21 protein-coding genes and 2 tRNA genes are annotated in these 19813 nt (G+C 64.6%); 14 read left to right on the top strand and 9 right to left on the bottom strand.

What is annotated here, in order from left to right; all coding sequences use genetic code 11:
* Positions 1–61 precede the first annotated feature (61 nt).
* The 8 genes from DOE79_RS11390 to rpmH form a co-directional block, all read right to left on the bottom strand.
* Entirely contained in the window at positions 62–1114 is a 1053-nt protein-coding gene (locus tag DOE79_RS11390; RefSeq protein ID WP_120338583.1) for a ParB/RepB/Spo0J family partition protein, read from the bottom strand.
* Positions 1114–2052, bottom strand: a complete 939-nt coding sequence (locus tag DOE79_RS11385) for a ParA family protein (RefSeq protein ID WP_120338582.1) — start codon at positions 2050–2052, stop codon at positions 1114–1116. The genes DOE79_RS11390 and DOE79_RS11385 overlap by 1 nt, the downstream gene beginning before the upstream one ends.
* An 87-nt stretch (positions 2053–2139) precedes the next feature.
* Positions 2140–2769, bottom strand: a complete 630-nt coding sequence (gene rsmG / locus DOE79_RS11380; RefSeq protein WP_120338581.1) for a 16S rRNA (guanine(527)-N(7))-methyltransferase RsmG — start codon at positions 2767–2769, stop codon at positions 2140–2142.
* Between the two features lie 14 nt (positions 2770–2783).
* On the bottom strand, positions 2784–3320 hold the full coding sequence (locus DOE79_RS11375; RefSeq protein ID WP_120338580.1) for a Jag family protein: 537 nt from the start codon (positions 3318–3320) through the stop codon (positions 2784–2786).
* Between the two features lie 5 nt (positions 3321–3325).
* Complete coding sequence (gene yidC, locus DOE79_RS11370) at positions 3326–4300, bottom strand: membrane protein insertase YidC (RefSeq protein WP_120338579.1); 975 nt, start codon at positions 4298–4300, stop codon at positions 3326–3328.
* Positions 4288–4620, bottom strand: coding sequence for a membrane protein insertion efficiency factor YidD (yidD, locus tag DOE79_RS11365; protein ID WP_084021326.1), 333 nt, complete (start codon positions 4618–4620; stop codon positions 4288–4290). Before yidD ends, yidC begins: the two co-directional genes overlap by 13 nt.
* A complete protein-coding gene (locus DOE79_RS11360) occupies positions 4617–4895 on the bottom strand; it encodes a ribonuclease P protein component (RefSeq protein WP_245976903.1) in 279 nt (92 codons plus the stop codon). Before DOE79_RS11360 ends, yidD begins: the two co-directional genes overlap by 4 nt.
* Before the next feature lie 71 nt (positions 4896–4966).
* The gene (rpmH, locus tag DOE79_RS11355; protein ID WP_010204566.1) at positions 4967–5104 is read right to left on the bottom strand and encodes a 50S ribosomal protein L34; all 138 of its coding nucleotides are present in this window, start codon (positions 5102–5104) and stop codon (positions 4967–4969) included.
* 396 nt (positions 5105–5500) lie between these two features.
* Here rpmH and dnaA point away from each other — a divergent pair, with 396 nt between their 5' ends.
* The 12 genes from dnaA to DOE79_RS11295 all read left to right on the top strand — a co-directional run bounded on the left by dnaA (position 5501) and on the right by DOE79_RS11295 (position 17572).
* On the top strand, positions 5501–6922 hold the full coding sequence (gene dnaA / locus DOE79_RS11350) for a chromosomal replication initiator protein DnaA (RefSeq protein ID WP_066591434.1): 1422 nt from the start codon (positions 5501–5503) through the stop codon (positions 6920–6922).
* 364 nt (positions 6923–7286) lie between these two features.
* Positions 7287–8435, top strand: coding sequence for a DNA polymerase III subunit beta (dnaN, locus tag DOE79_RS11345; RefSeq protein ID WP_120338577.1), 1149 nt, complete (start codon positions 7287–7289; stop codon positions 8433–8435).
* A 49-nt stretch (positions 8436–8484) separates the two neighbouring features.
* Positions 8485–9372 (top strand): phosphogluconate dehydrogenase (NAD(+)-dependent, decarboxylating), encoded by an 888-nt coding sequence (gene gnd, locus DOE79_RS11340; RefSeq protein ID WP_120338576.1) that lies wholly within the window; start codon positions 8485–8487, stop codon positions 9370–9372.
* A gap of 6 nt (positions 9373–9378) precedes the next feature.
* Positions 9379–10566: a DNA replication/repair protein RecF gene (recF, locus tag DOE79_RS11335; protein WP_120338575.1), complete on the top strand. Its 1188-nt coding sequence runs from the start codon at positions 9379–9381 to the stop codon at positions 10564–10566.
* Positions 10559–11047, top strand: coding sequence for a DciA family protein (locus DOE79_RS11330; protein WP_120338574.1), 489 nt, complete (start codon positions 10559–10561; stop codon positions 11045–11047). The genes recF and DOE79_RS11330 overlap by 8 nt, the downstream gene beginning before the upstream one ends.
* A 121-nt stretch (positions 11048–11168) precedes the next feature.
* The gene (gyrB, locus tag DOE79_RS11325; protein ID WP_120338573.1) at positions 11169–13148 is read left to right on the top strand and encodes a DNA topoisomerase (ATP-hydrolyzing) subunit B; all 1980 of its coding nucleotides are present in this window, start codon (positions 11169–11171) and stop codon (positions 13146–13148) included.
* A 40-nt stretch (positions 13149–13188) separates the two neighbouring features.
* Positions 13189–15732: a DNA gyrase subunit A gene (gyrA, locus tag DOE79_RS11320; RefSeq protein ID WP_245977323.1), complete on the top strand. Its 2544-nt coding sequence runs from the start codon at positions 13189–13191 to the stop codon at positions 15730–15732.
* Complete coding sequence (locus DOE79_RS11315) at positions 15725–16132, top strand: DUF3566 domain-containing protein (RefSeq protein ID WP_066591452.1); 408 nt, start codon at positions 15725–15727, stop codon at positions 16130–16132. The genes gyrA and DOE79_RS11315 overlap by 8 nt, the downstream gene beginning before the upstream one ends.
* Before the next feature lie 83 nt (positions 16133–16215).
* Positions 16216–16289: transfer RNA gene (locus tag DOE79_RS11310), tRNA-Ile, on the top strand.
* Between the two features lie 58 nt (positions 16290–16347).
* Positions 16348–16420, top strand: a tRNA-Ala gene (locus DOE79_RS11305).
* A 106-nt stretch (positions 16421–16526) separates the two neighbouring features.
* Positions 16527–16880 carry a Cd(II)/Pb(II)-sensing metalloregulatory transcriptional regulator CmtR gene (gene cmtR / locus DOE79_RS11300; RefSeq protein WP_120338571.1) on the top strand — a complete coding sequence of 118 codons (354 nt, stop codon included), beginning with the start codon at positions 16527–16529 and terminating at the stop codon, positions 16878–16880.
* Positions 16877–17572, top strand: a complete 696-nt coding sequence (locus DOE79_RS11295) for a cation efflux transmembrane domain-containing protein (RefSeq protein WP_120338570.1) — start codon at positions 16877–16879, stop codon at positions 17570–17572. Before cmtR ends, DOE79_RS11295 begins: the two co-directional genes overlap by 4 nt.
* A 158-nt stretch (positions 17573–17730) precedes the next feature.
* On the opposite strand, the gene DOE79_RS11290 is transcribed toward DOE79_RS11295, so the two are convergent.
* A complete protein-coding gene (locus tag DOE79_RS11290; protein ID WP_120338569.1) occupies positions 17731–18267 on the bottom strand; it encodes a hypothetical protein in 537 nt (178 codons plus the stop codon).
* 123 nt (positions 18268–18390) lie between these two features.
* Here DOE79_RS11290 and DOE79_RS11285 point away from each other — a divergent pair, with 123 nt between their 5' ends.
* Both DOE79_RS11285 and DOE79_RS11280 read left to right on the top strand, forming a co-directional pair.
* Complete coding sequence (locus DOE79_RS11285) at positions 18391–18930, top strand: peptidylprolyl isomerase (protein WP_066591458.1); 540 nt, start codon at positions 18391–18393, stop codon at positions 18928–18930.
* A gap of 11 nt (positions 18931–18941) precedes the next feature.
* Entirely contained in the window at positions 18942–19790 is an 849-nt protein-coding gene (locus DOE79_RS11280) for a rhomboid family intramembrane serine protease (protein ID WP_120338568.1), read from the top strand.
* Positions 19791–19813: the final 23 nt, after the last annotated feature.

The raw sequence follows: 19813 nt of genomic DNA, 5'->3' as shown, positions 1-19813 counted from the left end.
GCGGGACTCAGCTCACCGGCTGCGCGTGAAGCGCGGATGTTTCACGTGAAACGTAAAGAGACTAGTTCGCTCCGAAGCCGGGTTCACCGAGGACACCGAGGATGCGGTTCAGATCGCCTATGGTGGCGAAATCGACTGTGATCTGGCCTTTTCTTGCTCCCAGGCTGATCTTCACTCGGGTGTCCAGGCGATCACCGAGGTGTTCGGCGATCTCATTCAGGTGCCCCTGTCGCTTTCCGGGCGACGGCTTCACGGCCACAGGCTTCGGGCCGGCCGCTGCTGCGGCCTCGGCCGCGCGCACCGAGAGGTCTTCGTTCACAATCTTGTCGGCCAGACGCACCATGCCGTCGTGGTCACCCACCGAGAGCACCGCACGGGCGTGGCCGGCGGAGAGAACCCCGGCCGCCACGCGCAGCTGAACCGCTTCGGGCAGCTTCAGAAGCCGGAGGGTGTTCGTGATCTGCGGGCGTGACCGTCCGATGCGGCTGGCCAGTTCCTCCTGTGTGATCTCGAAGTCGGAGAGCAGCTGCTGGTACGCCGATGCCTCTTCCAACGGGTTGAGCTGGGCCCGGTGCAGGTTCTCCAGGAGCGCGTCCCGCAACATGTCGATGTCGGCGGTGTCCCGCACGATGGCCGGAATGCTGTCGAGGCCGACCTCTTTGGTCGCCCGCAGACGACGCTCACCCATGACGAGTTCGTACTTACCGGGCTGTTCTGCGAGCGGCCGCACCACAATCGGCTGCAGCACGCCGACCTCGCGGATGCTGTGCACCAATTCGGCGAGGTCGTCTTCGTCGAAGACGCTGCGCGGCTGCACCGCGTTCGGCACGATATCGGCAGGGTTCAGGTGCGCGAGTCGGGCGCCGGGCACCGCGAGCAGATCCGTGTCGGAGGCACTGCCGGACTCGACGGGTTCACTGGGTGAGGTCGCGATGGCCACGTCCACGGCCAGGGCCTGAGCGGTTCCGTGCACGGGGGAGGCCCCGGCGGTCCCCTCGGCATGGGGATTCTCGTTGTACGGGAAGAAGACGTCGACTGGACGCGCCTGGGAGGGGTTCTCCTGCACGGGAATCAGTGACCCGATGCCACGACCAAGCCCTGTACGTTTTGCCATTACTGCTCATCTCCTGATTCTGGAACGCCCCGACGGGCTATTTCTGCCGCTGCCTCGAGGTAGGAGAGCGATCCTGCGGAGTTCAGATCGTAACTGATCACGCTCTGACCGTAGCTGGGCGCCTCAGAAACGCGCACAGAGCGCGGAATCAGCGTCTCCAGCACCTGTTTCGGGAAGTGGTCGCGCACATCCTGCGCCACTTGGTTGGCCAGATTGGTTCGACTGTCGTACATGGTGAGCAGAATCGTGGACACGACGAGCTGGGGGTTGAGGTGTTTCTCGATCAACTCGATGTTCTTGAGCAATTGGCTCAGACCCTCGAGAGCGTAGTACTCGCACTGGATAGGGATGAGAACCTCGCGGGCAGCGACAAACGCGTTGATCGTGAGCAGGCCGAGCGACGGGGGACAGTCGATGAAGACGTAATCGTACGGGTCCGTCATCTCCTTGATGTGCAGGTCGAGGGCGCGGCGCAGGCGCTGTTCCCTGGCCACGAGCGACACGAGTTCGATCTCGGCGCCGGCCAGGTGAATGGTGGCTGGCACGCAGTAGAGCGCCCCGAACTCGGGGCTCTTCTGTACAACGTCCACCATGGGCAGATCGTTGATGATGACGTCGTAGACACTGGGGGTTTCTGCGCGGTGCTCAACACCGAGGGCAGTCGAAGCGTTGCCCTGCGGGTCGAGGTCGATCACGAGCACACGCGCGCCTTGACGGGCCAGTGCCGCCGCGAGGTTCACGGCCGTCGTCGTCTTGCCGACCCCACCCTTCTGGTTGGAGATCGTGATCACGCGGGTGATGGCGGGCTTGGGCAGTCGTTCCGCCGCGATCACCTGCCGCCGACGGGTCAGGTCCGAGATTTCCCGGGCCAAGGGGGTGCTGTTGTCGAGGCCGGGACCGGGGGAGCCGGCCTGCTGGTCTTCGCCAGGATGTTTCACGTGAAACCTTTGCGTTCGACGGTTGATGAGCCACCCGAGAGTGAGCCACGGCGGATGCCCGTTCGCACGGAACGGACGCTGCCGGGACTAGTCCACTGTAGCCCTTATGACCCGGGTGACGTCCGGCAGCACGCCCTCGCCGAGGGTGAGAACTTCGACATTTCGCAGCCGGAACCGCGCGATGGCCTTGGCGGCGTTGCCGATCTCGCCCGCGGCCCCGGCGCCCTTCATGACGACGAGTTCTCCGCCCGGCCGCAGCAGCGGCGCGGTCAGGGGAATCAACGTCTTGAGTGCACTCACGGCCCGCGCGGTGACCTGGTCGAGCGGGGCATCCAACCGGATGTCCTCGGCGCGGGCCCGAAGCACGGTCGCGTTGGTCAGGCCCAGCGCGGCGATCTGCCCGGTCAACCAGGCGACGCGACGCTCCATCGGCTCGATGAGGATGAAAGAGACGTCGGGGCGAGCGATCGCGAGCACCAAGCCGGGAAGCCCCGCGCCTGATCCGACATCCCCGACCCGCCCCGGGCGCAGCAACGGAGCCACGAGGACGCAGTTCAGGATGTGCCTGCTCCACAGCCGGGGGAGCTCGAGCGGACCGATCAGCCCCAGCTCCTCACCCTGTTCGGCGAGGTGTCGGGTGAAATCGCGCGCCACGTCGATGCGGTCGCCGAACAACTCGGCGGCGACGGCCGGCTCGGCCTCGAGAGAGAGGGTCACTGTTTCACGTGAAACTACGCGGCGGTGATGACCGTGTGACGGTCACGGCCTTCGCCCAGCGACTCGGAGACGAACCCGCGCTCCGACACGATGTCGTGCACCAGCTTGCGCTCGTACGACGACATCGGGGGGAGGGAGGCCTCCGTTGCGCCGCCTTCGATACGTTCGATGGCACGGCCGACAAGGTCGGTCAGCTCGGCCTGGCGGGCTTCACGCGACCCACCGACGTCGAGGATCAGACGGGAGAACGAGCCGGTCTTGTTCTGCACGGCCAGCCTGGTGAGCTCCTGCAGGGCGTTGACGGTGTCGGGCTTGGACAGCAGACGCAGGTTGGTGGCATCGGACGAGTTCACCGAAAGGTAGGCACGTCCGTTGCGGGCATCGATATCGATGTCCCCATCGAGGTCGCAGATATCGAGGAATTCCTCAATGTAGTCGGCGGCGATATCGCCTTCCTGCTCCAACTGGCCGATGGTCGGCAGCGCGTCGGGGGCGTCGGCAGCAGCATCCGCGTTGACCACGTCGGTGTTCTCAGTCACGTTGTTGTCCATCCCTGTTACTTCTTGGGCCCGGTCTGCTTCTTGGCCCGGTTCTTGCCCACGGGCTGCTGACGCTGGGCCGGCTTCTTGGCCTCTTCTACGACGATGATGTCGCCGTCGGTTGCGATGAGCTTGCCCTTGCGGGCCATGCGCTCTTCGCGCGCCTTGGCGGCCTCGCTGCCGGGGGTGGGCATGTTGCGGATGACCAGGAACTGCTGGGCCATGGTCCAGATGTTCGAGGTGAGCCAGTAGAACATGACGCCGAGCGGGAAAGCCACACCGGAGAAGGCGAAGACCAGCGGCAGCAGGTACAACATGATCTTCTGCTGGCGGAACATCGGGCTGGCCTTGGTCTCCGGCGACATGTTCTTGGAGACGATCTGCAGCTGGGTGATGAACTGCGACGCGGTCATCAGGACCACCATGGTGGCGGCGATGATCATGACGGAGAGGTTGAAGTCGGCCCCACCGGTCATCAGGGTCCACTGCTGGGCGAAGGTGTCGTGCAGCGGGGCCCGGCCGAAGAGCGTAGCGTTGCCGAAGCTCGTCGCGAGCTCCTGGTTGAGCGGTCCGACGCCGGCGTTGGACTTCTGGGCGTCGTTGAGCACCGAGAACAGGGCGAAGAAGATCGGCATCTGCAGCAGCAACGGCAGGCAGGAGGCGAGCGGGTTGGTGCCCGTGCGCTTGTACAGCTCCATGGTCTCGCGGGACATGGCCTCGCGGGAGAACTGGTCCTTCTTGCCCTTGTACTTGTCCTGGATCTTCTTGAGCTGCGGGGCGACCTCGAGCATCTTGCGCTGGCTCTTGATCTGCCGAACGAAGATGGGGATCAGTGCGGCACGCACCACGAGCACAAGGCCCACGATGGACAGCACCCAGGTGAGGCCGTCGTTCGGGTTGAGCCCCACGTTGGAGAACAGCCAGTGCCAGGCGACGAGCAGAAGCTCAACGGCCCATTTCAGCGGCCAGAGAATAGTACCTAAGAGGTCCATGCGTGCGAGTCAGCCCTTTCCGTGGCTAAAGGAACTACAAATCCAAACGACGTCACGGTGTAGCGACGGTGTCGTTTCAGGGGAACATCATCGATTCCGCCCTCAGCCCAAGGATGACAACGCAAGACCCGGCGTGCGGCGAAGAAAGCGCCGACGATCAGGCCATATTCCTGAACGGCGCCAAGGGCATACGCCGAGCACGAGGGGTAATACCGGCAGACATCGCCGTACAACGGTGAGATTACCGCGCGATACACGCGCAGGAGCACCACCCCGACATTGCGGGGGAGCAGCACCAGCGTGAGGATCGCCCTGTTCATCGTCCGCGCTGGCCCTTGACCAAGGCGGTCGACAGCTCGGCCACGAGTACGGGCCAGCTGGCGTCCACTGATGTGGGGAGTGCGCGAAAAACGACCTCCGTCCCGGCGGGAACGCCAGGAAGGAGATCGAAACTTGCGGCCTTCATTCGACGACGGATGCGGTTACGCACCACCGCACCGCCAACATTCTTCGCCACGATGAACCCGAACCGCACCGGAGTGGGTTCGGGGTTGCGGCGCAGATACGTCACGGTGTGCGGGCCGACGACCCGCATACCTCGTCGAACGACAGCTTTGTAGTCGCTCCCGCTCGTAATGCGATTGGCGTGAGCGAGCACGGGATCGCTTACGCGGAGAGTTCGGTGCGACCCTTGCGACGACGAGCACCGAGGATGGCGCGTCCGGCGCGGGTGCGCATACGAAGACGGAAACCGTGCACCTTCGCGCGACGACGGTTGTTCGGCTGGAACGTTCTCTTGCTCATTGTTCAATCTCCACGTATTGGATCTCCGCAGGCCTAAACGAGCGGCCGGGAAAGAGTGAGGTAGCCCACGGGCTGGGGTCAACTGATTAAAACTACGGCTTCGCTCGCCCGTGGTCAAACTGACGAGGCCCAAACGTACGATTCTGCCCATTGATTTCCCATTTCTGGTACAGACACGCTGTGGTTCTTCGAGCTAATTTGGCCTGACCGCCGGTCATTGACTACCGTGAGGACAAGTTATCCACAGGTTGTGGGTAAAGCCTGAGAATCCAGTCGTTATTTGCCCACAGGCGGTGGATAACGTTGTGGATGAATCGTCCGATGCGACATTCTGTGTCGACTGACGGATGCCCGCCTCGCGGCGGCTGAGCGTAAAGATCAAGATTGCGGGGAACCATGCCAGACGGGGAACAGCCCATCAGTGAAACATGGCGGTCGGTTCTGACCATTCTGGAGTCCGATGACTCCATCACGCCGATGCTGTACGGCTTCCTGAACCTGGTCGAACCCAAGGGCATCGCGGCCGGCACCTTCTACCTCGAGGTTCCCAACGAGTTCACCGCGAGCATGCTGAACCAACGGATGCGGGTGCCGCTGCTCACCGCGATGGGACAGCTGAGCGAATCCGTCGCGGTCACGACCTTCTATGTGGTGGTCAACCCGGAGCTTGAGCAGGAGTCCCTGCGCCCGGTGCAGGAGCCGATCGTGCACCAGCCCGACATCGAGACTCCCGCCACCCCGCAGTCGGTTTTCGAGAACACCTCGCCCGAACGTCCCCACGACACCCGGTTGAACTCCAAGTACAGCTTTGACAACTTCGTGATCGGGCAGTCCAACCGGTTCGCGCACGCCGCGGCCGTCGCCGTGGCCGAAGCCCCGGCCAAGGCCTACAACCCGCTGTTCATCTACGGTTCCTCCGGACTGGGCAAGACCCACCTCCTGCACGCCATCGGGCACTATGCCATGAGCCTGTATCCCGGCATCCGTGTTCGCTATGTCAGCTCGGAAGAGTTCACCAACGACTTCATCAACTCGATCGCGAACAACCGCGGCTCGGCATTCCAGAACCGCTACCGCAACATCGACATCCTGATGATCGACGACATCCAGTTCCTGCAGGGCAAGGCGGAAACGCAGGAAGCGTTCTTCCACACCTTCAACACCCTGCACGACCACAACAAGCAGGTCGTGATCACCAGCGACCTGCCGCCCAAGGCCCTGACCGGCTTCGAAGACCGCATGCGCTCCCGCTTCGAGTGGGGCCTGATCACCGACGTGCAGGCGCCCGACCTGGAAACGCGCATCGCCATCCTCCGCAAGAAGGCACAGAGCGAGAAGCTCCAAGTGCCGCACGACATCCTCGAGTTCATGGCCTCGAAGGTGTCCTCCAACATTCGCGAACTCGAGGGAACGCTGATCCGCGTGACGGCGTTCGCAAGCCTGAACCGCACCCCGGTGGACATGAACCTCGTGCAGACGGTTCTCAAGGACGTCATCACCCTCGACGAGGACAACGTCATCGCGCCGGTGGACATCATCACCAACACCGCCGACTACTTCAAGCTCACCGTGGACGACCTCTACGGGTCCTCCAGATCGCAGGCCGTTGCCACGGCCCGGCAGATCGCGATGTACCTGTGCCGGGAGCTGACGAACCTGTCTCTTCCCAAGATCGGCCAGTTGTTCGGCAACCGCGACCACACCACCGTGATGTACGCGAACAAGAAGATCAGCGAACTCATGAAGGAGCGTCGGTCCATCTACAACCAGGTCACCGAGCTCACCAACCGCATCAAGCAGGATCACCGCTACAAGTAAAGAAAATTTTTTTGTGTTTCGTACCTGTGGATAACCCTGTGGAAACTGCCGGGACAACCGGGCACAACCTGTAGAAACGCATCGTCCGCTTGTGAAAACTGTGAATTACAGAAAGTGATTCGTGTCATTCATTGGGCTTAACGCTCACAGGCGCTCCACAAGTTACAACTTTGTAGTTCCCTGTCGTTCAGCACTATCCACCGAGTTATCCACAGTTTCCACAACGGTTAAGAAGATTAACGTTTAACTTAATTAGCTCCAGGTCCAACAACCTTTACTCGCCACGGCTCACAAGAAATGGGCCGTCGAGAAACCCGACTAGCATTGAGGCCGTATCCAGGTCTCCATCGACAGGAGTGACTTCGTGAGATTTCAGGCCAACCGGGACGTCTTCAGTGAAGCCGTATCTTTCGCTGTAAAACTCCTTCCCCAGCGCACCACCCTGCCCATCTTGAGCGGTGTGTTGATCGAGGCGACCGAAACCGGCCTGATCCTGTCGTCCTTCGACTACGAGGTCTCGGCGCAGACCGAAATCGCCGCCGATGTCGAAGAGACCGGACGCGTTCTCGTCTCCGGTCGCCTCCTGGCCGAGATCGCCAGCCGGATGCCGAACGCACCCGTGCGCTTTTCCACCAACGAGTCCCGTATCACCGTCAGCTGCGGCAGTGCAAACTTCACCCTGCTGTCTATGCCGGTAGAGGAATATCCTAGCATTCCCCAGGTCAGCGCCCAATCCGGGCTCGTACCTGCCGAGGAATTCGCCGCAGCCGTATCCCAGGTCGCCGTTGCCGCCTCGCGGGATGACGTCACCCCGGTGATCACCGGCGTGCAGCTGCAGATCACCGAGAACAGCATCAGCCTGGTCGCCACCGACCGGTATCGGGTCGCCGTGCGCGAGATCGACTGGGACCCGGGAGCCAACCAGGCCCAGGAACCGATCACCGCCCTCGTTCCCGCCCGCACGCTGCAAGAGGTCGGCAAGACCTTCGGGCACAGCGGAACGATCTCGGTGGCCATCACCAACACCGACGACCGGGAGCTCATCGCCTTCACGGCCGACAAGAAGACCGTGACGTCGCTGTTGATCAAGGGCAACTACCCGCCCGTGCGCCGGCTCTTCCCCGACAACGTCGACAACTACGCCGTCATGAACACCGCCGAGCTCATCGAGGCCACCCGTCGGGTGCAGCTGGTGCTCGAGCGCGAGGCGGCGCTCCGGTTCAGTTTCACCGCCGACGGGCTCACCCTCGAGGCCATCGGCTCAGAGCAGGCCCAGGCGTCGGAGACCATCGACGCGATTCTCTCCGGCGGCGACACCGTGGTGTCGCTCAAACCGCAGTTCCTGCTCGACGGTCTGGGAGCCGTGCACTCGGAGTTCGTGCGCATCTCGTTCACGAAGACCGAGAACCCCAACAAGCCCGGTCCCGTGCTGATCACCAGCCAGACGTCTCGGGAGCAGGCCGGAGCGGACAGCTACCGGTACCTGCTGCAGCCGAACCTGCTGCTGCGCTGACCCCGCCCCACCCGCAGGACAAGAACTACCAGAACCACGAAGGACAGCCATGCACATCGGAATCGTCGGCCTCGGAAAAATGGGCGCGAACATGCGCGACAGGCTTCGCGCGGCGGACCTCACGGTCACCGGGTACGACCGTAACCCAGACGTCTCCGACGTGGCGTCGACCGCCGAGCTGGTGGAGGCGCTGCCGACTCCCCGCCTGGTCTGGGTCATGGTTCCGGCCGGTGCCATCACCACCTCGGTGATCGCAGACCTCGCCACCAAGCTCTCCCCCGGGGACCTGGTCATCGACGGGGGCAACTCCCGGTTCACCGACGACTTCACCCACGCAGCACTCCTGGCCGAGCAGGGCGTGCACTACGTCGATGCCGGCGTCTCCGGTGGTGTGTGGGGACTCCAGAACGGCTTCGGACTGATGGTCGGCGGCGACGCGGCCGACATCGAGCGGGCCATGCCGGTCTTCGACGCGCTGCGCCCCGCCGGCCCCCGCGAAGAAGGCTTCGTGCACGCCGGTAAGGTGGGCGCCGGCCACTACGCCAAGATGGTGCACAACGGCATCGAATACGCCCTCATGCAGGCGTACGCCGAGGGCTTCGAGCTGCTCGAGAAGCGCGATGACCTGGTGCACGACGTGCCCGGTATCTTCACCGCCTGGCAGCGCGGCACCGTCGTGCGGTCTTGGCTGCTCGAACTGCTGGTGCTCGCCCTCAAGGACGACCCGAAGCTGGCCGACATCGAAGGCTACGTCGAAGACTCCGGTGAAGGCCGCTGGACCATCGAAGAGGCCATCAACAACGCCGTTCCGGTGCCCGCGATCAGCGCGTCGATCTTCGCCCGGTTCACCTCCCGCCAGGAAGACTCACCGGCCATGAAGGCCGTGGCCGCGCTGCGCAACCAGTTCGGTGGCCATGCCATAAAGAAGGCAGACTGATCCGCTGTGCGGGTCACCCACCTCTCCCTGACCGACTTCCGCAATTATGCAGAAGCCGAGGTTCCGTTCCGGGCGGGCGCCAACCTCATCGTGGGGCGCAACGGCCAGGGTAAAACCAACCTCGTCGAAGCGCTCGGCTTCCTCAGCACGCTGAGCTCACACCGGGTCTCCCAGACCGGAGCCATGGTGCGCTCCGGCCAGGACGCGGCGATCATCCGGGCCCGGCTCGAGCACAACGGGCGGGACATCCTCGCCGAGGTGCAGATCAACCGGTCCGGGCTGAACCGGGCGCAGATCAACCGGTCGGTGATCAAGACCCGCGACCTGCCGCGGTATTTCTCCAGCGTGCTCTTCGCCCCTGAAGACCTGGCCCTGGTGCGCGGCGACCCGTCCGGCCGACGCCGGTTCCTCGACCAGTTGCTGATCCTCCGGAGCCCACGGATGTCCGGCGTGCTCACCGACTACGACCGGGTGCTCAAGCAGCGAAACACTCTGCTCAAGTCCGCGCGCGCCTCCGGGTTGAAGACCACCCAGCTGGGCACCCTCGACATCTGGGACGAGAGACTCGTCGCCCTCGGCTCCGAGATCATCGACGCCCGCGCCGACCTTGTTGCAGAACTGCTGCCGCCGCTGCACGACGCCTATAAAGCAGTGGCAGGCGCCGACCACGGTCCTACCCTCGTTGCCTCCCTGAGCATCCTCGGCGCCGACGAAGAGTCCGACGAGGCGGCCTCCCCCGCTGCTGCCCAGGCCGGCGCCGGGTCGGAGACCGCCGACACCTTCCGCGCCGCCCTAGCCGGGCTGCGTCGCAAGGAACTGGACCGAGGGATGACCCTGGCCGGCCCGCACCGGGACGACCTGGTCTTCGAGCTCAACGCGCTGCCGGCCAAGGGCTACGCCAGCCACGGTGAATCCTGGTCGTTCGCGCTGGCGCTCAAGCTGGCCTCGGCGGAGCTGTTGCGCCGGGAATCCTCCAGCGGCGACCCCGTGCTGATCCTCGACGACGTGTTCGCCGAACTCGACCAGTCCCGGCGCCGGCGCCTGGCCGAAGCGGTGACCGGATTCGAGCAGGTACTGATCACCGCGGCCGTCTACGAGGACGTGCCCGCGGTCCTCGCCGCGCACACCATCCACATCAACGCCGGAGCCGTCGTGGACGGGCCCACCGGACCGGACGGCGCCTCCGATGGCTGAGCAGAGCGAGGCCGCCAAGGTCTACCTACGGTTCAAGGACGTCTTCGGCGACCCGAACGCCAAACGGATGCGCGCCCGCCGCAAGCCCAGCGCCCAGATCGGTTCGAGTGTTCCGTTCGGCGCCGGCCGGGACCCCAAGGGACTGGGTGAGACGATCAGCTCCCTCACCGCTCAGCTGGGCTGGAACTCGCCGATGGCCCAGTCCGACCTGCTCGCCTCGTGGATCGAACTGGCCGGCGAGGAGACCGCCAAACACTCCACCCCGGCCGGTATCGACGAGGGTATTCTCACCGTGCATTGCGAGTCGACGGCCTGGGCGACGCAGTTGCGAATGATGCGTGTGGAAATCATGACTCAGATCATGCAGAAGTTCCCCGACGCCGGCATCGCCGCAATTCGTTTTCAAGGGCCCAACGCGCCCTCCTGGAAAAAGGGTCCCAGATCAATCCCAGGGCGGGGTCCACGCGATACCTACGGCTAGGTAGCCAAAACAGGTCAACCATGCGAAATAAACGCGTCAAACGGCCGATTTGGCCTCCGGGGTGCGGGGTGTTTGGTAGGCTGAAGGGTCGCCTGTGCGACGGTCAGGAGCCCAATTTCACATGACAATTGAACCGAAAACCGAGCCGGAGCAGCACGCTTACGGCGCGGAAGACATCCAGGTTCTCGAAGGCCTTGAAGCTGTTCGCAAGCGACCCGGAATGTACATCGGTTCGACCGGTCCACGCGGTCTGCACCACCTGGTCTACGAGATCGTCGACAACTCCGTCGACGAGGCCCTCGCCGGGTACTGCGACACCATCGACATCCGCATTCTCGCCGACGGCGCCGTGCGCGTGCAGGACAACGGCCGCGGTATCCCCGTCGACATCCACAAGGCAGAGGGCAAGTCCACGGTCGAGGTCGTCCTGACCGTGCTGCACGCCGGTGGAAAGTTCGGCGGCGGCGGTTACGCGGTCTCCGGCGGTCTTCACGGCGTGGGCAGTTCCGTCGTGAACGCCCTCTCCAGCCGACTCGAGGTCGAGGTGCGCCGGCAGGGCTACGTGTGGCGCCAGAGCTTCCACAACGGTGTGCCCAACGAGTCACTGCACCAGGACGAGGTCTCGGACGAGACCGGCACCACGATCACCTTCTGGCCGAGCAGTGAGACGTTCGAGACGATCGATTTCGACTACGAGACGCTGCGCGCCCGCTTCCAGCAGATGGCGTTCCTTAACAAGGGGCTCCGCCTGACGCTCACCGACGAGCGCCCGGAGAGCCGCGATGACGACGACAAGCCGATCAGCAACTCGTTCCTCTACGAGCAGGGCCTGATGGACTACGTGGCCTACCTCAACCGGGCCAAGAAGGCCGAACTGGTCAACGAGGAGATCATCTCGTTCGAGTTCGAGGACACCGAGAAGAAGATCGCGCTCGAGGTGGCCATGCAGTGGACCACCGCGTACACCGAGAGCGTGCACACCTACGCGAACACCATCAACACCCACGAGGGCGGCACCCACGAGGAGGGCTTCCGCGCCGCACTGACCACTCTGGTCAACAAGTACGCACGCGAAAAGGCCATCCTCAAGGAGAAGGACGACAACCTCTCCGGCGACGACGTGCGCGAGGGCCTGACCGCCGTCGTGTCCATCAAGCTCGCTGAGCCGCAGTTCGAGGGCCAGACCAAGACCAAGCTCGGCAACACCGAGGCCAAAGCGTTCGTGCAGCGTGTGGTCGGCGACCAGCTCTCCGACTGGTTCAACCGCAACCCGGTGCAGGCCAGGGAAATCATCCGGAAGTCACTGCAGGCCGCCACGGCCCGCATGGCCGCCCGCAAGGCGCGGGAAACCGCCCGCCGCAAGGGACTGCTCGAGGGCGGCGGCATGCCCGGCAAGCTCAAGGACTGCCAGAGCAAGGACCCCGCGGCATCCGAGATCTTCATCGTCGAGGGTGACTCGGCCGGCGGCTCTGCCGTTCAGGGCCGCAACCCCGAGACTCAGGCGATCCTGCCGCTGCGCGGCAAGATCCTCAACGTGGAGAAGGCCCGTCTGGACCGCGCCCTCGCCAACGCCGAGGTGCAGGCCATGATCACCGCGTTCGGCGCGGGCATCGGCGAGGACTTCAACCCGGACAAGGTGCGGTACCACAAGATCGTGCTGATGGCCGATGCCGACGTCGACGGCCAGCACATCACCACCCTGCTGCTCACCCTGCTGTTCCGCTACATGCGCCCGCTGATCGACCTCGGCTACGTGTACCTGGCCCAGCCGCCGTTGTATCGGCTCAAGTGGGCCAACTCGGCCCACGAGTACGTCTACTCCGACGCGGAGCGGGATGCCCTGCTCGCCGACGGTGCCGCCGCCGGCAAGCGGATCCCGAAGGACAACGGCATCCAGCGCTACAAGGGTCTGGGCGAGATGGACTACAAGGAGCTGTGGGAAACCACCATGGCCCCCGAGTCCCGCACCCTGCTCCAGGTGACCCTGGACGACGCGGCAGCCGCCGACGAAATTTTCTCCACCCTGATGGGCGAAGACGTCGAATCCCGACGCAACTTCATCCAGAAGAACGCGAAGGACGTGCGTTTCCTTGACATCTGACGACACCACCGGCGGCCTGCCCGTCGAACCGGGCAACACCGTGGAAGCGGCCGACGCCGCGGCGGCAGCCAAACACCTCACCCAGCACGGCAAGATCGACCAGGTCGACCTGCAGCTGGAAATGCAGCGCTCCTACCTCGACTACGCGATGAGCGTCATCGTCGGACGTGCACTGCCGGACGTGCGGGACGGCATGAAGCCCGTGCACCGCCGCGTGATCTACGCCATGTACGACGGCGGCTACCGCCCCGACAAGGCGTTCTCCAAGTGCGCCCGCGTCGTCGGCGACGTGATGGGCCAGTTCCACCCGCACGGTGACTCGTCCATCTACGACGCTCTCGTGCGCCTCGTGCAGCCCTGGAGCCTCCGCTACCCCTTGGCCCTTGGCCAGGGCAACTTCGGCTCCCCCGGCAACGACGGCGCCGCCGCCCCGCGATACACCGAAACCAAGATGGCCCCGCTGGCCCTCGAGATGGTGCGCGACATCGACGAGGACACCGTCGACTTCCAGGACAACTACGACGGTCGCACCCTCGAGCCCACCGTGCTGCCGGCCCGCTTCCCCAACCTCCTGGTGAACGGGTCCGTCGGCATCGCCGTCGGCATGGCCACCAACATCCCGCCGCACAACCTGCGCGAGGTCTCTGCCGGAGCGCTCTGGTACCTGGAGAACCCCGACGCCACCCGTGAAGAGCTGCTCGAAGCGTTGATCCAGCGCATCAAGGGCCCCGACTTCCCCACCGGTGCGCAGATCCTGGGCATCAAGGGCATCCAGGATGCCTACCGCACCGGCCGCGGCTCGATCACGATGCGCGCCGTCGTGAGCATCGAAGAACTCCAGGGCCGCACCTGCCTGGTCATCACCGAGCTGCCGTACCAGGTGAACCCCGACAACCTGGCGATCAAGATCGCCGACCTGGTCAAGGATGCCAAGATCACCGGCATCGCCGACATCCGCGACGAGACCAGCGGCCGCACCGGTCAGCGCCTCGTGATCGTGCTCAAGCGCGACGCGGTGGCCAAGGTCGTGCTGAACAACCTCTACAAGCACACCCCGCTGCAGGAGAACTTCGGCGCGAACATGCTCGCGATCGTCGACGGTATCCCGCGCACACTCGCCCTGGACGGCTTCATCAGCGCCTGGGTCGCCCACCAGATCGACGTCATCGTGCGCCGCACCCAGTTCCGGTTGAACAAGGCCGAGGCGGATGCCCACATCCTGCGCGGATACCTCAAGGCGCTCGACGCGCTCGACGAGGTCATCGCCCTGATCCGCCGCTCCCCCACCGTGGACGACGCCCGCGAGGGCCTGATGGACCTCCTCACGGTCGACAAGCTCCAGGCCGACGCGATTCTCACCATGCAGCTGCGCCGCCTGGCCGCCCTCGAGCGTCAGAAGATCATCGACCAGGCCGCCGAACTCGAACTGCAGATCGTCGAATTCAAGTCGATCCTGGCTAGCCCCGAGCGCCAGCGCAGCATCGTCAGCGAAGAACTGACCGAGATCACCGCGAAGTTCGGCGACGACCGCCGCACCGAAATCATGTTCGGCTTCGACGGCGATATGTCGGTCGAAGACCTCATCCCCGAAGAGGAGATGGTGGTCACCGTCACCCGCGGCGGCTACATCAAACGCACCCGCAGCGACAACTACCGCAACCAGCACCGCGGTGGCAAGGGCGTCAAGGGCGCGCAGCTGCGCGCCGACGACGTGGTCGAACACTTCTTCGTCACCACCACCCACCACTGGCTGCTGTTCTTCACCAACACCGGACGGGTCTACCGGGCGAAGGCCTACGAGGCTGTCGAAGCCGGCCGTGACGCCAAGGGCCAGCACGTGGCCAACCTCCTGGCGCTGCAGCCCGGCGAGGAGATCGCCCAGATCCTGGACATCCGGGACTACGGCGTGGCCCAGTATCTGACCCTGGCCACCCGCGACGGACTGATCAAGAAGACCGCGCTGAGCGAGTACGACACCAACCGCACCGGCGGCATCATCGCCATCAAGCTGCGCGAGGGTGACGAACTCGTCTCCGCGCTGCTCGTCGACGAGGATTCCGATCTGCTGCTGGTGTCGAAGAAGGGCATGTCGATCCGGTTCACCGCTTCCGACGAGGCCCTCCGCCCGATGGGCCGCAGCACCTCCGGCGTGATCGGCATGCACTTCCGCGGCCAGGACAGCCTGCTGGACGCTTCCGTGGTCGCCGACGACGGCTTCGTCTTCGTCGTCACAGAGGGCGGCTACGCCAAGCGCACCTCTGCCGACCAGTACCGTCTGCAGAACCGCGGCGGCCTGGGCATCAAGGTCGCCAAACTCAACGACGACCGCGGCGACTTGGTCGGCGCGCTCATCGTCGACGAGGAAGACGAGGTGCTCGTGGTCCTTGCCAGTGGCAAGGTGGTACGCTCTGACGTCGCCGAAGTGCCGGCCAAGGGCCGGGACACCATGGGCGTCGTTTTTGCAAAATTCGCGGACGAAGACAGGATCATCGCCATCGCGAAGAACACCGAACGCAATCTGGTCGCCGAAATCGAGGCTGCACCGGAGAGCGAACCGGGGAAAGTAGAATCAGCAGATGAGTAGTGTTGCCGAGAAACTGGCCAAAAAGTCGAGTCGAGGTGCAATGTCGTCCAAGCAGGTACGCCTGAAGCTCGTCTACATCGATTTCTGGTCCAGCGTGAAGCTGTCCTTCCTGATCGCCGTGTGCCTGGCCGTCGTGACCATCGTCGCGACGTTCCTCACCTTCACGGTACTCAACGGCACGGGCATCTTCACCGAGATCGACGCCCTGTACACGGATATCGCCGGGAGCGCGTCTGAGCTCACGACAATCCTGTCGATCGGCAACGTCATGGGCTTCGCCGTGGTCGTGGCCGTCATCAACACCGTCGTGATCACCGCCCTGGGCGCGATCTTCGCTGTGCTGTACAACCTGAGCGTCAAGGTCACCGGTGGCCTGCTCGTCGGATTCACCAATAACTAAGCGGCGGATGCCCGATCGGGGCCGGCAACGGCCTCGATTGGGACTTTTCGCCGGTTTCCGGTAGTCTCAAATCTGCCCAATAGGGGGATATAGCTCAGTTGGTTAGAGCGCTTCGCTGATAACGAAGAGGTCCCAGGTTCAAATCCCGGTATCCCCACGTATTACTCTCATAGCCTGACATCTCCACCAGTTCCCTCCTCGTGAGGAACCGGTTCGGGGCCATAGCTCAATTGGTAGAGCGCCTGCTTTGCAAGCAGGAGGTCCGGGGTTCGATTCCCCGTGGCTCCACAGCACAGAACCCCCACTCGGCAGCAGCCGGCTGGGGGTTTTCCGCGTCTGAGGGCCGAAGAATCCCCTGCTCGCTCAATACAGCGAACGCTGTATTGTTTTGAGAGTGCAGACCACGACCTCCCGTCTTGATGTCATGAACCGGCTCGGCCGGGCGATGGCGGATCCCACCCGGTCCAGGATCCTGATGTCCTTGCTCGAGGGGCCGGCCTATCCCGCCGGGTTGGCCGAGGATCTCGCGCTGACGCGTCAGAACGTCTCCAACCACCTCGGCTGTCTCCGGGACTGCGGAATCGTCGTGGCGGTGCCCCAGGGCCGCCAGATGAGCTATCGAATCGCCGACGCTCACCTCACCCGCGCACTCGGCGAGCTCGTGGCGGTGGTACTCGCCGTCGACGACTCGGCCCCGTGCCTGGACGCGGACTGCCCGGTGCCCGGATGCTGTGAGGCCGCGTCATGAGCGTGACGACCCTGGAACCCGCCCGTCGAGCGGTGCTGCAGCGGCGGATCCGCTGGATCGTGGCCGGGACCATCGGCTACAACGTGATTGAGGCGATCATCGCGATCGCGGCCGGTTCCGTGGCCTCGTCCACGGCGCTCATCGCGTTCGGGCTCGACTCCGTCGTGGAAGTGCTCTCAGCGGCGGCCGTGGCCTGGCAGTTCACCCGCAAGAACCCGGAGAGCTACGAGGCGCCCACCCTGAGGGTGATCGCCGTCGCATTCTTCGCCCTCGCCGGGTATGTCACCGTGTCGTCGGTTCTCTCTCTCACCGGCGCCGTCACGCCCGAACACTCCGGCGCGGGCATCATCCTCGCGGCCGTGAGCCTCGCGGTCATGCCGGCCCTGTCCTGGTTTGAGCGGCGCACCGGGACCGAGCTGGGCTCCGCCAGCGCGGTGGCGGACTCCAAGCAGACCCTGATCTGCAGCTACCTCTCGGCCGCGGTCCTGCTCGGCCTGCTGCTCAACAGCACGCTGGGCTGGAGCTGGGCCGACGCCGTGGCCGGGCTGGTCATCGCCGGGTTCGCCGTGCGGGAGGGCCTCGAGGCCTGGAGCGGCGACACCTGCGCAACCCCGATCGGGATGCTCCTGGACGCCGACGCCGATGCCGAGGAGAACGCCGCCCCACGAGCCCGGGACGCCCGGGAGCGCTGAGACGCCCTCAGCGGCTTTCTGCCCCCGCGTGACGCGGCGAACGGCCCCGCGCATCCGGACGCCGCTCACGGCCGCCACAGCGGCACCCAGCGCCTCCTGCGCCCCACACGCAACAAGGCCCCCGTCTCAGACGGGGGCCTTGTTGCAAGATCAGCGGACTAGACGTCCGTGGGCTTCTCGATCGGTGAGTCCAGGAGGGACTCGTCTTCGGAGACCCACAGCTCGTCGTCGGCGCGGAACGTCTGCCAGATGGCGTACGCCACTCCGGCCGCGGCAGCGATGCCGACGCCGATGGCGATGTACGTGCCGGCGCCGGGACCCTGCTTCTGAACCACGACGGGCTTCTGGAAACGAATCCGGTCCAGCGTGGCCGCGCGCGCCTCCTTGGCGATGTCACCGACCGACATGACGGTGCCCAAGGCCGTGCCGATGCCCGGCAGGACCTTGTCGACGACCTGGTGACGAACGCCACCGGCCAAATCCTGGGTGGCGTGCACGCCGGGGAGCAGGTAGTGCTCGTATCCCTGGCGAACGCGCGGGACTACTTCTTCACGAGTCAACACACCAGCCTGGCGGCCGGCTTCGCGTGCGATCTCGTTCGCGCGGTCGAGAACTTCCTGCTGGTGACTCCACAGTTCGTCCGCGCTCTTGCGCAGACGAGTGAGTTCCTTTCGGCGCTTGCGTGACAGGCTCATCTGGACCCTCCATCGATTCTTGTGGTGATTAGTGACCATCTTGCCACTGAATAGCCTGTGAGCGCTCTGGGTGCCTAGCACGGAGTCGGATTCGCTCAATGCTGCTGTGCAAGAATTATGCCTATGTCTAAGCACACTGCCGTCGCAACGCTCAATACCACCCTCGGACCGATCAAGGTCAACCTCTTCGGTAACCACGCCCCGAAGACCGTCAAGAACTTCGTCGGTCTCGCGACCGGCGAAATCGAGTGGAAGCACCCCGCCACGGGCAAGACCTCCAACGACCCGCTGTACAACGGCACAGTCTTCCACCGCATCATCAAGGACTTCATGATCCAGGCCGGCGACCCGCTGGGCCAGGGCACCGGCGGACCCGGCTTCCAGTTCGACGACGAGATCAGCCCCGAGCTGGACTTCACCCAGCCGTACGTCCTCGCCATGGCGAACGCCGGCATCCAGGGCGGCCGCGGCACCAACGGCTCGCAGTTCTTCATCACCGTCGTGCCGACCACCTGGCTGCAGGGCAAGCACAGCATCTTCGGCGCCGTCGAGGACGAGGCGTCGCGTGCGATCGTCGACCAGCTCGCCGTGGTGCCCACCGACGGTCGCGACCGTCCGCTCACCGATGTCGTCATCGAGAGCATCACCGTCGAGCAGGTCTAGGACCTCCAGCTATGACCAGCCTGCCCGGAACCGCCGCCAACTTCTGTTACCGGCATCCGGGCAGGCAGAGTTTCATCCTCTGCCAGCGGTGCGGCCGCACGATCTGCCCAGAGTGCCAGACCCAGGCCGCAGTGGGCGTCATCTGCCCCGAATGCATGCGCGAGCAGCGCCAGAGCGCTCCACGCACCAAATCCGCCGCCCGCACCCGGCTGGGCCGCCTGACCGCCCCCGGCGAACCGGTGGTCACCTACTCGATCATCGCGCTGACGCTGGTGGTCTTCCTGCTGCAGCTCATCCCCGGCCTGGGCGTCACCGACGCCCTGCGCTACGCCGGCGTGTACTCCTACCCCGGCTCGTTCGAACCCTGGCGGATGCTGACCAGTGTCTTCGTGCACTCCACAGGCTTCATCTTCCACGTGCTGTTGAACATGTACACCCTGTGGATCTTCGGCCAGATCCTCGAGCGGATGCTCGGACGCGGCCGATTCCTCGCGCTGTACCTGCTCAGCGGGCTGGCCGGGTCTCTGGGCGTGCTCTTCCTGGCCTCACCGCTCGTGCCTGTCGTCGGCGCATCCGGGGCTATCTTCGGACTGATGGGCGCGTTCCTGGTGATCCAGCGAAAGCTCGGCGGGAACGCCACCCAGCTCCTGATCCTGGTCGGCATCAACCTCGTCATCGGGTTCCTGCCCGGACTCAACGTGGCCTGGCAGGCCCATGTGGGTGGCCTCATCGGCGGGGCGATCATCGGCCTGATCTTCGTGCAGACCCGCCAACGCAGCAAGCGCACTCTGCAATTCGTGCTGCTGGGCGGCTTCGGCGCGCTGCTGGTGGCGCTGAGCCTGGCCAAGTTCTTCGTCTGAGACGGCGACGTGTGAAACCGTTC

This window comes from Cryobacterium soli, from assembly GCF_003611035.1.
Lineage (GTDB): Bacteria > Actinomycetota > Actinomycetes > Actinomycetales > Microbacteriaceae > Cryobacterium > Cryobacterium soli.
This window is presented reverse-complemented; position numbering and strand designations above follow the sequence as displayed.